This window comes from Streptococcus suis (assembly GCF_002960625.1).
Lineage (GTDB): Bacteria > Bacillota > Bacilli > Lactobacillales > Streptococcaceae > Streptococcus > Streptococcus suis_T.
Genome location: NZ_POJH01000037.1, coordinates 16,701 through 30,264 on the forward strand (window position 1 = coordinate 16,701; position 13,564 = coordinate 30,264).

12 protein-coding genes are annotated in these 13,564 nt (G+C 42.2%); 11 read left to right on the forward strand and 1 reads right to left on the reverse strand.

Features of this window, described 5'->3' with window-relative positions:
• Positions 1 to 94: 94 nt before the first annotated feature.
• The 11 genes from C1G49_RS08755 to C1G49_RS08800 all read left to right on the forward strand — a co-directional run bounded on the left by C1G49_RS08755 (position 95) and on the right by C1G49_RS08800 (position 11,564).
• The gene (locus C1G49_RS08755; RefSeq protein WP_105125386.1) at positions 95 to 1,171 is read left to right on the forward strand and encodes an aspartate-semialdehyde dehydrogenase; all 1,077 of its coding nucleotides are present in this window, start codon (positions 95 to 97) and stop codon (positions 1,169 to 1,171) included.
• 68 nt (positions 1,172 to 1,239) lie between these two features.
• Entirely contained in the window at positions 1,240 to 2,175 is a 936-nt protein-coding gene (dapA, locus tag C1G49_RS08760) for a 4-hydroxy-tetrahydrodipicolinate synthase (RefSeq protein WP_105125387.1), read from the forward strand.
• A 520-nt stretch (positions 2,176 to 2,695) separates the two neighbouring features.
• Positions 2,696 to 4,024 (forward strand): FAD-dependent oxidoreductase, encoded by a 1,329-nt coding sequence (locus C1G49_RS08765; RefSeq protein ID WP_105125388.1) that lies wholly within the window; start codon positions 2,696 to 2,698, stop codon positions 4,022 to 4,024.
• Between the two features lie 11 nt (positions 4,025 to 4,035).
• On the forward strand, positions 4,036 to 5,499 hold the full coding sequence (locus tag C1G49_RS08770; RefSeq protein ID WP_105125389.1) for a helix-turn-helix domain-containing protein: 1,464 nt from the start codon (positions 4,036 to 4,038) through the stop codon (positions 5,497 to 5,499).
• A gap of 180 nt (positions 5,500 to 5,679) precedes the next feature.
• Positions 5,680 to 7,191, forward strand: a complete 1,512-nt coding sequence (glpK, locus tag C1G49_RS08775; protein ID WP_105125390.1) for a glycerol kinase GlpK — start codon at positions 5,680 to 5,682, stop codon at positions 7,189 to 7,191.
• Positions 7,192 to 7,212: 21 nt separating this feature from the next.
• The gene (glpO, locus tag C1G49_RS08780; RefSeq protein WP_105125391.1) at positions 7,213 to 9,042 is read left to right on the forward strand and encodes a type 1 glycerol-3-phosphate oxidase; all 1,830 of its coding nucleotides are present in this window, start codon (positions 7,213 to 7,215) and stop codon (positions 9,040 to 9,042) included.
• Between the two features lie 53 nt (positions 9,043 to 9,095).
• Positions 9,096 to 9,449, forward strand: coding sequence for a Lin0368 family putative glycerol transporter subunit (locus C1G49_RS08785; RefSeq protein ID WP_105125392.1), 354 nt, complete (start codon positions 9,096 to 9,098; stop codon positions 9,447 to 9,449).
• 12 nt (positions 9,450 to 9,461) lie between these two features.
• On the forward strand, positions 9,462 to 9,797 hold the full coding sequence (locus C1G49_RS08790) for a Lin0368 family putative glycerol transporter subunit (RefSeq protein ID WP_105125393.1): 336 nt from the start codon (positions 9,462 to 9,464) through the stop codon (positions 9,795 to 9,797).
• A 200-nt stretch (positions 9,798 to 9,997) separates the two neighbouring features.
• Positions 9,998 to 10,252 carry a VOC family protein gene (locus tag C1G49_RS11295; protein ID WP_238595865.1) on the forward strand — a complete coding sequence of 85 codons (255 nt, stop codon included), beginning with the start codon at positions 9,998 to 10,000 and terminating at the stop codon, positions 10,250 to 10,252.
• Between the two features lie 35 nt (positions 10,253 to 10,287).
• Positions 10,288 to 10,950 carry a hypothetical protein gene (locus tag C1G49_RS08795; RefSeq protein WP_238595866.1) on the forward strand — a complete coding sequence of 221 codons (663 nt, stop codon included), beginning with the start codon at positions 10,288 to 10,290 and terminating at the stop codon, positions 10,948 to 10,950.
• 11 nt (positions 10,951 to 10,961) lie between these two features.
• Complete coding sequence (locus tag C1G49_RS08800) at positions 10,962 to 11,564, forward strand: alpha/beta hydrolase (RefSeq protein WP_193433996.1); 603 nt, start codon at positions 10,962 to 10,964, stop codon at positions 11,562 to 11,564.
• Between the two features lie 28 nt (positions 11,565 to 11,592).
• Here C1G49_RS08800 and pepF read toward each other — a convergent pair whose 3' ends face one another.
• Positions 11,593 to 13,383 carry an oligoendopeptidase F gene (pepF, locus tag C1G49_RS08805; RefSeq protein ID WP_105125394.1) on the reverse strand — a complete coding sequence of 597 codons (1,791 nt, stop codon included), beginning with the start codon at positions 13,381 to 13,383 and terminating at the stop codon, positions 11,593 to 11,595.
• Between the last annotated feature and the right edge of the window lie 181 nt (positions 13,384 to 13,564).

The window sequence follows — 13,564 nt, forward strand, 5'->3', positions numbered from 1 at the left end:
TTTCTCAGGGCTTTTCTTTTGAAAATATTATGGTATAATTATGAAATAACAAATTTTTAGAAAATTTTGAAGAATTGACCTAAAGGAGATTTCTATGGCTTATGTAGTAGCTGTTGTTGGTGCGACTGGTGCAGTTGGTGCCCAAATGATTAAAATGTTGGAAGAGTCAACTCTACCAATCGAGAAAGTGCGTTTCTTGGCTTCTGCCCGTTCTGCAGGTAAGACCTTGCAGTTCAAGGGACAGGACATTATCATTGAAGAAACAACAGAAACAGCTTTTGAAGGTGTGGACATTGCTCTCTTCTCAGCTGGTGGTTCTACGTCTGCTAAGTTCGCTCCTTACGCGGTTAAAGCTGGCGCAGTTGTAGTGGACAACACTTCTTATTTCCGTCAAAATCCAGATGTGCCGTTGGTTGTTCCAGAGGTAAACGCTCACGCACTGGATGCCCACAATGGTATCATCGCTTGCCCTAACTGTTCAACCATTCAAATGATGGTTGCGCTTGAACCTGTCCGTCAAAAATGGGGCTTGGAGCGGATTATCGTTTCGACTTATCAGGCGGTTTCTGGTGCAGGTATGGGGGCTATCTTGGAAACCCAAGCTCAGCTTCGTTCTGTCTTGAATGACGGTGTAGAGCCAAAAGCGGTAGAAGCAAACATTCTTCCTTCTGGCGGCGATAAGAAGCACTACCCAATCGGCTTTAACGCTATTCCACAAATCGACCTCTTCACTGAAAATGACTACACTTATGAAGAGATGAAGATGACAAAAGAAACCAAGAAAATCATGGAAGATGACAGCATTGCCGTTTCTGCAACCTGTGTCCGTATCCCAGTCTTGTCTGCCCACTCTGAGTCTGTTTACATTGAAACCAAGGAAATTGCTCCGATTGATGAAGTGAAAGCAGCTATCGCAGCCTTCCCAGGTGCTGTTTTAGAAGATGATGTGGCTAACCAAGTCTATCCACAAGCCATCAATGCTGTTGGAAGCCGTGATACTTTCGTTGGTCGTATCCGTAAGGATCTTGACAAAGACAATGGTATCCACATGTGGGTTGTTTCTGACAACTTACTAAAAGGTGCAGCTTGGAACTCAGTTCAAATCGCTGAAACTCTCCATGAACGTGGATTGGTTCGTCCAACTGCAGAATTGACATTTGAATTGAAATAAGTTTGAGGACTTAGAAAAAATCAAAGGCTGGTTTCAGCCTTTTTTGTCAAGAGAAAGAGAGAAAATCTATGTCTATTCAAGATTTACGCGATGTAAAAATCATTACAGCCATGATTACACCCTTTAAGGAAGATGGGGCAATTAACTATGATGTTTTGCCAGAATTGGTTGAGCATTTGTTGGCTCATCATACCGAAGGGATTTTGTTGGCTGGTACGACGGCTGAAAGTCCGACACTGACACACGCAGAGGAGTTAGAATTATTTGCGGCGGTACAAAAAATTGTCGATGGTCGTGTGCCATTGATTGCTGGTATCGGTACCAATGATACCCGTGACTCCATCGAGTTTGCTAAGGAAGTCGCAACTTTCGGTGGCTTTGCGGCAGGTCTTGCCATCGTGCCTTATTACAACAAGCCTTCTCAAGAGGGAATGTATCAACACTTCAAGGCTATTGCGGATGCTTCTGATTTGCCAATTATTATCTACAATATTCCAGGTCGTGTTGTCGTGGAAATGACGCCAGAAACCATGTTGCGTTTGGCGGAGCATCCAAATATTATCGGTGTTAAAGAGTGTACCAGCCTTGCCAATATGGCTTACTTGATTGAGAATAAGCCAGAGGATTTCTTGATTTATACTGGTGAAGACGGCGATGCCTTCCATGCTATGAACTTGGGTGCAGATGGTGTAATCTCTGTTGCCTCCCATACAAATGGCGATGAAATGTATGAGATGTTTACTGCTATTGAGCAGCAAGACATCCGAACAGCAGCTGCCATTCAACGCAAGTTTATTCCGAAAGTTAATGCTCTATTCTCCTATCCTAGTCCTGCACCAGTCAAGGCAGTTCTCAATTACATGGGATTTGAAGTTGGACCACTCCGCTTACCATTGGTACCTTGCCCAGAAGAAGACGCCAAACGCATTATCAAAGTTGTCGTTGACGGCGACTACGAAGCAACCAAAGCAACTGTGACAGGAGTTGTAAGACCGGATTATTAAAAATGTCTGGGGGACATTTTTAACCCGAGCCTAGAAATGCGAAAGCGAGGACAGTCGGGGAGTGACTATTTTAACGTGAGCCTTGAAATAAGAGAGCGAACAATGTCTGGGGGAGTGGATTAAAACAGTCAGGGAAGTGACTGTTTTAACCCGAGCCTGAAAATACGAAAGCGAGGCTTGTTCGGGGGATACGAATAGTCCAGTGGAGTGAAACAGTTCGGGGAACTGTTTCAGCTGGTCACTAAGAAATACGAAAGTGACCACGGAAGACCTGAGCCTGCAAACCAAAAAGCGAAGTATATAGCTGGTCACCAAGAAATACGAAAGTGACCATAGAAGACCCGAGCCTAGAAACTCGAGAGAGAGGTCAACCAAGGCGTTAACTGCCATTTTCGACCTTTTATTTAAATTTATTCAAGCACATCATAAAATAGGTGTGCTTTTTTGTTTGGATATGTAAACCTTTTCAATACGAATTTGCCTTGTCAATGCTATAATGGAGGATAAGGGAGGAATCAGGATGAATATTATAATCATTGGTGCTTCATTTGCTGGTTTGACAGCAGCAATAGAATGCCAGAAACGCTATCCACAAGCGACTATTTATGTGCTTGATAAGGAAGAAAGTACAGGTTATTTTCCAAATGCACTCAATTGGAAAGTAAAAGGAGAAATTTCAAGTTGGGAAGAGGCAAGAATTCGATTTTTTGAAGGACTAGAGCAGTCAGCCATTCAGTTCTTGCTTGGATGGGAATGCATTTCCATAGAAGCAGAATCAAAAAAGGTCAGACTGAAGCAAGAAAATAAACATCAGGATGTGACCTATGATTACCTTATCTTAGCTATGGGTGCCCAACAAGTTTGGGAACACCAATCGGTTGACCTGTCGGAAAGGATGTTGACCAGTAAATCCATTGCTCAAGCCCAAAAGAGTTTTGAAAAGCTGGAAGAAGCAGAGAGTGTGACGGTAATAGGTGCTGGTCAAATTGGGCTTGAAAGCCTAGAAGCATTCAGTCGTTTGCCTTTGAAGCTTAGATTGATGGAGTCGCAAGAATGGCCCTTGGCCAAGTATTTTGATCAGGAAATGGTCGACTTTATCTGGAATGAATTTGAACGGATAGGCTTGGACTATCATTTTTCAGAAACCATCAATGAAGTCAGTTTGAATGAACTGGGTCAAGTCCAGTTAAGCAGCTTGCAGGGAACCTACCTGTCTGACTTTGTTCTTTTGGGGACCAACTTTAGACCTCATACAGATTTGGTGGAAGGATTAGTTGATTTGCATACAGACGGCAGTATTCTGGTGGATGACTATCTTGAAACCAGTCAATCTGGAATTTTTGCGGTAGGAGATTTAATTCGGATGCCTGTTACTATGTTTGGGCAGGCCTATCTGCCCATGATTAACCATGCTATGTTGACAGGGCGTCTGGTTGCTGAAAATCTTCTGGCTAAGAAGAAACACTTAAAGCCTGTTCAACGCATTGTTTCCACCCATGTGTTTGGCTATAATCTGACTAGCGTAGGCTTGACGGAAAGGGAAGCAAACCTGTGGTTGGACACAGACACTATTCGCATCCGACAACCATTCAGCCAGTGGGATGAAAAAGAAATAGACTTCAAAATGGTGGTCAGTCGAGAGGATGGACGTATTCTTGGTGGTCAATTGGTATCTTCCTCTGACCACATGGCACAGATGAATGTTCTTGCTCTTGCCATCTCTAAGGAAATGACGGTGGAAGATTTGCTACAAGAAGCTTGGCTCTGTTTGCCAAGGAGGACAGATTTGCAACCATTCATTGTGGAGGCAGCCAATCAGTATTTGTGGCAAAATACGGACCAAGAATAGGTGGTGATTGTGTGCATATTCTAGATTTATTGGAAAAACGTGAGCGCGCCATTTACCAGCTCTTTCTTCTCTTGCGCAAGTCCGTTGCACCTATTGGAATAAAGGAAGTTGCCCAGGAGCTCAACCTGTCTAAATCTACCTTGTTACGCTATATAGAAAGTTTCTCTGAAGAGGTTGAGCAGTTTGGTCTTTTCTTTCAGATTAAAGAAGAGGAAATTGTCTTACAACGCGAAGCTAATTTATCCAGTCAAGACCTGTTTGCCTATCTCTTTAGAACCAGTATCAAGTACCAGATTTTACTTTATTTTTTTGATAAAAATGAATGCTCCATCCCCATGCTAGCTCAAGATTTATTGCTGAGTGAGGCTACTTTGAACAGACACCTTTCGTCATTAAACAAAGTCCTGAAAGAGTTTCAGGTGACCATACGGAACGGTCGTTTGAGGGGCAGTGAGTTGCAAATTCGCTATTTTTATTATCAATTATTCTGGTTGACCAAGCCTTTCAAGGAGTTAGAACAAGATCGGGTCTTTATGGAGCAACTTGGGCACCTGCCGATTTTTGAACGCTTTTATCAATCCCAGTTTAATCCGCGACAGGCCCATCAACTGGCTCTCTGGTTGATGATTGTCCAGAAAAGAATGCGATTGAAGGATTTGGATTTTCAGGCGGTCTATCAGTTAATGGCCCCCTATGAGCAACATAAATTTTACCGTCACCTACGTCAGCTCTTTTTAACCTTACGCCAGCAAGCATCGGCCTCCTTTCAAGAGGGTGATACCATGTCGGTTTTTGCATTCTTGTTTAGTCAAGGGATAGTGGCAGCCCATCAATTAGAACAGGTCTTGGGATTCGGTGGACCCATTATGGAAGCAACTAGTTGGGCCTTTCAACGTGTAAAAATTCTCTTGCAGACAGATTTGACAGTGGAAGAAGGTGAACTATATCATCTCAATCAGGTTTTTAGTCAGCTCTATTTTTTCACTTCCTGCATCGATAGTGGCTTTGATGAGTTGGATAGCTATGCTCCCTTCATGCAAGAGGCTGCTTCTAGTATCTTGCATCATGTATCTGAGGAGATTTTTGGAAGAAGGAAAGGGCTGGCTACCTGCCATTTGCTATCCTTGACACAATTATTTTCTTATTTTATGCAGGTGGAGCCAACCATGGTAAAAATTGGGTGGGCATCCAGTTATCCGTCTGTCATTAGTTCTCCCATTTTACAAGTCCTTCGTCAGTCCTTAGAACGTAATCGGTCCATTCAAATCGAACCTATCCAATCAGACCAATCCTATGATCTGGTTATTTGCCATGATTATCCTTGGCAGCAAGACCCATCTTATCATATCTATGGTCTACCAACTACTCAGGAGTTGAAGGATGTAAAGGGCCTTATTCAGATAATTCATCAGCGCAAGTTAGAGCAGTCAAAACGCTTGGTCGAACGAAAGCAGTTTCGGATTGAACGGCGGTGAAAAGCTTTCTAGTTATCTAGGAAGTTTTTCTTTTGCTCCTAAAAGACGATAACTTTATCAGTTTTTTTTGAAATAGTAAAAAAATTGATAAGATTATTTTCGAAAAATGGATTACAATAAAATCACAAGGAAGTCGGAAACGCTTTCAAAAATAAGATAAACCTACAAGGAGGACAGGAAATGTCTGCAGAAAAATACATTATGGCCATCGACCAAGGTACAACAAGCTCACGCGCCATCATCTTTAACAAAAAAGGTGAAAAAGTTGGTAGCTACCAAAAAGAATTCACGCAAATCTTCCCTAAACCAGGTTGGGTAGAACATAATGCCAATGAGATTTGGAATTCTGTTCAGTCGGTGATTGCAGGTTCCTTTATTGAAAGTGGTGTTCGTCCAGACCAGATCGAAGGGATTGGTATCACCAACCAACGTGAAACAACAGTTGTTTGGGACAAGGAAACAGGACTTCCAATTTACAATGCCATTGTCTGGCAATCACGTCAGACAGCTCACATTGCAGAACAGTTGAAACAAGATGGACATGCCGAACTCTTTCATAAGAAAACAGGCTTGGTCATTGATGCATACTTCTCAGCTACAAAAGTTCGTTGGATTTTGGACCAAGTTCCTGGAGCTCAAGAACGTGCAGAAAAAGGTGAAATCCTCTTTGGAACTATTGATACTTGGTTGGTTTGGAAATTGACCAATGGTAAGTGCCATGTGACGGACTACTCTAACGCAGCTCGTACTATGCTTTACAATATCAAGGAACTCAAGTGGGATGATGAAATCCTTGAACTCCTCAATATTCCAAAAGCTATGTTGCCAGAAGTTCGTTCCAACTCAGAAATCTACGGAACAACAGCACCATTCCACTTCTACGGAGCAGAAGTTCCTATTTCTGGTATGGCAGGTGACCAACAAGCAGCTCTCTTTGGACAGTTGGCCTTTGAACCAGGTATGGTGAAAAATACCTATGGAACAGGTTCCTTCATCGTTATGAACACTGGTGAGGAAATGCAGCTATCTGAGAATAGCCTCTTGACCACTATCGGTTATGGCATCAACGGAAAAGTTTACTATGCACTCGAAGGGTCAATCTTTATCGCAGGATCAGCTGTGCAATGGCTTCGTGACGGTATGCGGATGGTTAAAGAATCACCAGAATCTGAAGAGTTGGCTCGCAAATCAACTAGCAATGATGAGGTCTATGTTGTACCAGCCTTTACAGGTTTGGGAGCTCCTTATTGGAATTCAGATGCGCGTGGTTCAGTCTTTGGCTTGACGCGTGGAACAACCAAAGAAGATTTTGTGAAAGCGACTCTTCAATCTATTGCCTATCAAGTACGCGATGTTATTGACACCATGCAAATTGACTCAGGAATCGACATTTCTGTCTTGAAGGTTGATGGTGGCGCTGCCATGAACAGTCTTCTCATGCAATTCCAGGCAGATATCCTTGGGATCGAGATTGCCCGTGCTAAAAACTTGGAAACAACTGCACTTGGCGCAGCCTTCCTAGCAGGTTTAGCAGTTGGTTTCTGGAAAGATCTGGATGAATTGAAAGAATTGAACGCAGTTGGTCAATCCTTCCAGCCAGCAATGAATGAAGCCCGCAAAGAACAGCTCTATAAAGGCTGGAAAAAAGCAGTTGCTGCAACGCAATTATTTGCACAATTGGATGAAGAGTAAAAAGTTAGAAAGTGTGAAAACATGGAATTTTCAAAAGAAACTCGTCGCTTAGCGATTGAAAAAATGCAAGACAGACAGTTGGATCTCTTGATTATTGGCGGTGGTATTACAGGGGCTGGAGTTGCCCTCCAAGCTGCTGCTAGTGGCATGGAAACAGCTTTGATTGAAATGCAAGACTTTGCCGAAGGGACATCCAGCCGTTCAACAAAATTGGTTCACGGTGGGCTTCGTTACCTCAAACAGTTTGATGTAGAAGTAGTATCCGATACAGTTTCAGAACGTGCAGTAGTACAAAACATCGCTCCTCACATTCCAAAACCGGATCCAATGCTATTACCTGTCTATGATGAAGAAGGATCTACCTTTAGCCTCTTTCGCTTGAAAGTAGCTATGGACTTGTATGACCTCTTGGCTGGTGTCAACAATACAGACCTTGCCAATAAGGTGTTGACAAGAGAAGAAGTCTTAGAGCGGGCACCTCACCTGAAAAAAGAAGGTTTGCTTGGCGGTGGAGTTTACCTTGACTTCCGCAACAACGATGCTCGCCTAGTAATTGAAAACATCAAACGTGCAGCCAAAGACGGTGCCTTGATTGCCAGCCGTGTCAAAGCGGAGAAATTCATCAAAGATGAGGCTGGAAAAGTTGTCGGTATCGTCGCTCGTGATTTGCTGACAGACAGCACATTTGAAATTCGTGCTCGTTTGGTCATCAATACAACAGGACCATGGAGTGATGAAGTGCGTAATCTGGGTGGCGAAGGTTCAGGTGTCCTTCAGATGCGTCCAACCAAGGGTGTGCACCTTGTTGTAGATAGCTCTCGCTTGTCTGTTCCACAACCAACCTACTTTGACACTGGACACGCTGACGGCCGTATGGTTTTTGTTCTTCCTCGTGAAAACAAAACCTATTTTGGTACGACAGATACGGACTATACAGGCGATTTGGCAAACCCAACGGTCACTCAAGAAGATGTCGATTATCTACTTGATATTGTCAATAATCGCTTCCCAGAAGCAAACTTGACCTTGGATGATATTGAAAGTGGCTGGGCAGGTCTTCGTCCACTCTTGTCAGGAAATGGTGCTTCTGACTACAACGGTGGTAACAATGGAAAACTCAGCGACGATAGTTTCAACAGCTTAATTGAAACAGTCAAAGGTTACTTGAACAATGAAAAGACCCGTGATGATGTGGAACATGATTTGACCCATCTGGAAGGTAGCGTTTCTGAAAAACACTTGGATCCGTCTGCTGTATCGCGTGGTTCTGCCCTTGACCGTGATGAAAATGGTTTGCTCACACTTGCAGGTGGTAAAATTACCGATTTCCGTAAGATGGCAGAGGGTGCTTTAGAAAAAGTAGCAGATATTCTCAAAGAAGAACATGGTCGCAGTTTCAAACTCATCAATTCTAAGACCTATCCTGTATCTGGTGGTGAATTGAACCCAGCTAATGTAGCAGAAGAAATCGAACACTTGGCTCAATTAGGTGTGAAAAAAGGTTTGGACTACGACGATGCCCTCTATCTTGCCAACTTGTACGGATCAAATGCTCCAAAAGTCTTTGCCTTGAACCATAAAGTAGAGGCTGTGTCTACCCTCAATAAGCGTGATTTGCTTTCTCTTCACTATGCTATGAAGGAAGAAATGACCTTGACAGTAGTGGATTACTTACTCCGTCGCACCAACTATATGCTCTTTATGCGTGAGCAATTGGATGCAGTAGCACCTGAAATCATCAAGGAAATGGCAGCTTATTATGCTTGGTCAGAAGAAGAGTTAGCTCAACAAGAAAAATTGCTAGCTGATACACTCGTTAAGAATGATTTAGCATATTTGAAACAAGCATAAAATAATTTATCTGATTTACAAGGTAGTAGATTAGAATATCCGAAGGAGGAATTATGAAATTTTTACGTTCAACAATCGGCTATATGATTGCTGGTATGATTGTCATGAGTGTTTGGGGAGCCTTTGCGGAAGCCTATGGCATAGCAGGTGGCTACTTTGCAGCCTTTATTATCATTGGACCTATGTGGTTTATGAACCACTATCTAGGTCTAATCAAACACGATTCTGATTCAGCTTTTGTTGATATGGGATTGGGAATTGCCCTCTGTGGTATTTTCCGTGATGCCTTTCTCAATGGATTTGGAACACTGGCAGATTCTCTTCCAACCATTCTTCTTATTACAGTAGGTGCTGTTTTGGGTGGCTTGGTTGCTGCAAAAGTCGAAGAAGATATGGAAAAAGATTAAGGAGGAGTAAAGATGACAATTCAACAAGCAATCGCAACAATTGTAGGTGCTTTTATCTTCCCATTTGTCATTCGCATGATGTGGGGAAAAATGGTTGAGCACTGGGGTGCCATTGGAGGATGGATGGCAGCTTCTATGATTGTCGGAACAATTTGGACCCTTAACCACGGTGTTGGGCTCATGACCCAGTCTGGTGCAGTTTGGGTTGACATGGGATTGGCAGCAGGTATCGGATTATTTGTTGCTTCGGCAGCCAGAGGCGGAAAAGTTGGGAAGGCGACAAATAACATCCTTGCAGCACTTGTAGGTGGTATCCTAGGTGGCTTAATCCTCTCCTTCATTTTATAATAGAAATAAACAGCTAGAATATTTTTCTAGTTGTTTTTAGTTTAGATTAGTTTAAGGAAAGTGCCTTATAATAAACTCATCTTTTTCATATAATCTCCTTGAAGCACTTGAAGTCATTCAGGTGTTTTCTTTGTGCATTTTTCTTGATTTTATAACTAATTAGTGATAAAATACAATCATAATGTAAACGAGGTAAAGCTATGAACAATACAGGTATTCATCACATTTCAAGTTTGGTAGGGAACATACACCAAGCCTATCATTTTTATCATCATATTCTTGGTTTGAAATTGACCTTGAAAACAGTCAATCAAGAAGATTCAAGCATGTATCATCTTTTTTTTTTGGTGATGATGAAGGTCGTTTTGGAACGGAATACACCATTTTTGATATGCCTAACCATCCCAATCATCGAAACGGAACCAATCGTTTGGAAAGAACTGTTTTTCTGGTAAAAGATTTTGAGGCATTAGAATTTTGGCAGAAAAGGTTGACCGATTTGGAAGTGGAAAACGAAGGAATTCAGGCTTTTGGAAATGGGCATATTCTGAATTTCCAAGATGAAGATGGCCAGTTGCTTGGTTTGACCTACCATGAATCTGTCGGTGAAATGTTTCCATATGAAACAGATGAAATTCCGTCGGAATACGCTATTCTTGGCATCGCCAGTCTACATATGCGGATTCGTGAAGAAAAGGAATTACTATCTTTACTGACAGAGACTTTTGGTTTCGTCGAGGAAGGTCGATTTGTCTTTGAGGATAAGTTAGTGATTTCTCTGCTATTTGATAACACCTTCCAGCATCGCCTTTATTTGATTTTAGACCAAGAGTCTCCAATCAGTGTATTGGGAGTTGGGGCTATTCATCATATTGCATTTGGTGTCTTAGATGAGTCTGATTTGGATGATCTGATTAGCCGATTAAATCTCATCAATCGTCCACATTCTGGTATCATAAATCGAGATTTCATTCATTCCTTGTACTTCCGCGCGCCGAATTACCTTATGTTTGAGGTGGCAACCATGACTGGTGAGCGCGAATCGGAAATGCCAGCTCAGAATGAAGAGTTGGATCAGGTAGACCTATTTTTGCCAAGTTTCTTTGAGGAGGAGCGACAGGAAATTGAAGAATCTCTTTCACAACGATACTAGAGGATACTAGCATGAATTATCATTTCGAGGATGGGACCAGTCCCCGTCTTTTGGTCTTTTTCCACGGCACAGGTGGCAACAAGGAATCCATGCTCTTTCTCCGCCAACAGCTGGACCCTGAAGCTTCTGTCTTTTCTTTCGATGGAAGTTGGGGTCAAGGCAGGGAAAGGCGTTTCTTTGCACCGCTGATCGACGGTCAGCTGGATCTAGTCGATTTTGAAAGGCGCTTGTCGGCTTTTCTGGATTTTTGGCAGGACTTGGACATCCGAGATTATCGTCAGATTACTTTCGTAGGTTTTTCAAACGGTGCTAATTTCATCATGGGCTTGTTGACCAAGCAGGCAGATTTGGCAGATGTTTACCTATTACTGCACCCATCGGCTTTAGATTATGCTTTTCCTATGGAAAATTGCAGAGCAGAACTTTTATTAACGTTAGGTCAGAATGATGTGTTGATTGAGCCAGTGGCTCTTGAAAATCTTGTAGATGACTGGCGAGTGTCAGCCTTTCCCAGAGCTAACCTAGCTCGTTTTGACAAGGGACATTTTTTAAGTCAGGATGAATTGACCTATGTCAAAAATTGGTATCAAGAAAGAATAGACAAAAAGACCTGAACCAATAGGTTCAAGTCTTTTATATGTCTTAGATAAGTGTTTCCAATTTATCCACCAAAGAACCAACATATGCAATGGTTTCTTTAAGTGGTTGGTCAGTCGAAACATCGACACCTGCGTGTTTTGCAAGGTCTTGGGCAGAAAGACTAGCACCGAGTGACAAGGTTTCCAACCATTTGTCAACAACTTCTTCAGGATTTTCTTCTAATTGTTTTGCCATAGCAGTACCGATGGTCAAACCAGCTGAGTAGGTATATGGGTACAATCCAATGTAGTAGTGCGGTTGACGCATCCAGATAAGACCTGCATCGTCACCGATTTCAAAGTCTTCACCCCAGAATTCCTTGATGACATCCAACTTGATTTGGCAGAGAATATCACCATTGAGGTATTCTTCGTTGTCCAAACGAGTGTAGACTTCACGCTGGAAGGCTGCTTCAAGCAAGTGAGTAACCATGTTGTGGAAGTAGGTACGGCTAATTAACTCGCTAATCAAGTAAGCCTGGAAGCCAGGGTCTTGGTTGTTTTTCAAAAGGGTGTTACATGTCAAGACTTCATTAGCAGTAGATGGAGCCTCGATGAAGTAAAGAGAAGGCTCATAGCTAAGTACGCTTTGTTTTTTCGCCCATTGGAAATGACCAGCATGCCCCAATTCGTGAGCCAATACCAATACCTCATTCATCAAGCCTGTCCATGAGAGTAGGATATAGGATGGTCCATCGTAAAGAGTAGCACAGAAGCCACCAGTAGCCTTACCTTCGTTTTGAGCAAAGTCAATCCAACGCTCATCAAATGATTGTTCAATCATTTTCACATAATCTTCACCAAGAATGCCTAAGCAGTCAATCAAGAATTGCTTAGATTCTTCAGGTGTGATGCGTTGGTTGTATTCCGATGGCAAGCTGATTTTCAAGTCAGCATGAGTGATTTTATCCAAACCATGAGCCTTGGCAACCAATTTCACAAAGCGGCGCATGTGTGGAGCCAATTCCTTCATGATGACATCAATCTGTCGGTCGAAGAGGTCGCGAGATACGTTTTGACGATGCAAGAGGAAGTCAATCGTATTGTCAAATCCACGCAAGCGAGCTTCGATTTGTTCGTTTTTGATATGAGACAAATAGGTTGCGGCAGTTGTATTCTTGTATTTTTTCAAGGTTGAATAGAAACCAGTAGCTGAATTACGACGGATTTCAGTATCATGACTGAGTTCATAATCATTTTCAAAGAGAACATAGCTATTACCGAGCGTTTGACCATTTGCCTCGAAATTCTCAAAGGTCATATCTTCAAACTTGGTCACACCGTAGTTATTATATGGCTGACCAAATGTTGGTGCAAAGTTTGAGAGAAGCTCTTCTTGAAGTGGGTGGAGTTGATGAGGTTTGTCACGTAGAATAGCATCAAAGAAAGCAGCCCATTGTGGTTGTTCTTCTTTTAATTCAAGAAGAAAGGCTTCATCTAACTGACCAAGTTCTGAATAGAGGAAATCTCGTTGAGGACGTGCCTTGGCAGAAACGAGGTCGTATTCGTTGGCTAGGCTAGCAAGCTCAGTGTTCATCTTATCGACTTCGAGTGGAAGAAACGCATAGTGAGAAAGTCTGCTATCCAGAATAACAATTTTCTCATATTCTGTGAGAGCACTTACGATGGTTTCCTTGTCTGATAGTTTTCCTTTGAAGTTAGTTTCGAAGGCAGTAACTTGATTTGCATAAGCAATCAAATTTTCTTTGTAATTTTCAGGGGTTGGAAATAAAATGTCCGTATCCCAGGTTAATTGCACATCAATTTCTTGACGCTTTGGCATTGCAGAAGTCATATATTTCTCCTTTTCTAATTGATAGCTACATTATAACATAAGAATTGGTTTGAGGAAAAATAATGTTAGGTAAATTCTCAAAGTAAGTTCTAGTTCCCGTCCATCTAGAAGTTACTCTGAGAAAACTGCATAAAACCAACAGAATTTAGTCTCAGACTAAGTTCTGTTTTTGCCTAAAATG

Excerpts from the sequence above, each read along its gene's own strand:
- C1G49_RS08755 (WP_105125386.1), top strand. The coding sequence starts at position 95 with ATGGCTTATGTAGTAGCTGTTGTTGGTGCGACTGGTGCAGTTGGTGCC.
- dapA (WP_105125387.1), top strand. The coding sequence starts at position 1,240 with ATGTCTATTCAAGATTTACGCGATGTAAAAATCATTACAGCCATGATT.
- C1G49_RS08765 (WP_105125388.1), top strand. The coding sequence starts at position 2,696 with ATGAATATTATAATCATTGGTGCTTCATTTGCTGGTTTGACAGCAGCA.
- glpK (WP_105125390.1), top strand. The coding sequence starts at position 5,680 with ATGTCTGCAGAAAAATACATTATGGCCATCGACCAAGGTACAACAAGC.
- glpO (WP_105125391.1), top strand. The coding sequence starts at position 7,213 with ATGGAATTTTCAAAAGAAACTCGTCGCTTAGCGATTGAAAAAATGCAA.
- C1G49_RS08785 (WP_105125392.1), top strand. The coding sequence starts at position 9,096 with ATGAAATTTTTACGTTCAACAATCGGCTATATGATTGCTGGTATGATT.
- C1G49_RS08790 (WP_105125393.1), top strand. The coding sequence starts at position 9,462 with ATGACAATTCAACAAGCAATCGCAACAATTGTAGGTGCTTTTATCTTC.
- C1G49_RS11295 (WP_238595865.1), top strand. The coding sequence starts at position 9,998 with ATGAACAATACAGGTATTCATCACATTTCAAGTTTGGTAGGGAACATA.
- C1G49_RS08800 (WP_193433996.1), top strand. The coding sequence starts at position 10,962 with ATGAATTATCATTTCGAGGATGGGACCAGTCCCCGTCTTTTGGTCTTT.
- pepF (WP_105125394.1), bottom strand. The coding sequence starts at position 13,383 with ATGACTTCTGCAATGCCAAAGCGTCAAGAAATTGATGTGCAATTAACC.